The organism is Cobetia sp. UCD-24C, assembly GCF_001306765.1.
GTDB classification, from domain to species: Bacteria; Pseudomonadota; Gammaproteobacteria; order Pseudomonadales; family Halomonadaceae; genus Cobetia; species Cobetia amphilecti.
This window is the reverse complement of sequence record NZ_LJTD01000048.1, coordinates 1-610: the sequence shown is the minus strand read 5'-3', so window position 1 is coordinate 610 and position 610 is coordinate 1. Positions and strand designations below refer to the sequence as shown.

Below are 610 nucleotides of genomic sequence, written 5' to 3'. Positions count from 1 at the left end.
CTTACGGAACAGGTGATCGGGCAGCGCTCCTCACCACTTGATGATGCTTAGAGGCAGTCGACTGACTCATCATCAAGTGCTTGACTTCTCAAGCGTTCCAGGTAAAATATGCCTCCTCGCTTAACAGCGACGCTCTTTAAAAATTTGATCAGGTAATTCGTGTGAGCGCTTGCCGATGAGTGGTGACAAGGTCACCAAATATCGGAGCAAGCCTCTCACGAGAAGTTTGACTCTGAACCAAGTTTGGTCTGCTTAACAGACTATCAAGCTTTCAACTGAAGAGTTTGATCATGGCTCAGATTGAACGCTGGCGGCAGGCTTAACACATGCAAGTCGAGCGGAAACGATTCTAGCTTGCTAGAAGGCGTCGAGCGGCGGACGGGTGAGTAATGCATGGGAATCTGCCCGATAGTGGGGGACAACCTGGGGAAACTCAGGCTAATACCGCATACGTCCTACGGGAGAAAGCAGGGGATCTTCGGACCTTGCGCTATCGGATGAGCCCATGTCGGATTAGCTTGTTGGTGAGGTAATGGCTCACCAAGGCGACGATCCGTAGCTGGTCTGAGAGGATGATCAGCCACACTGGGACTGAGACACGGCCCAGACT

At 51.8% G+C, this 610-nt stretch carries 1 rRNA gene; it reads left to right on the top strand.

The window, feature by feature from the left end:
- Positions 1-272 precede the first annotated feature (272 nt).
- Positions 273-610 (top strand): 16S ribosomal RNA (locus tag AOG28_RS17500); the annotation flags it as partial.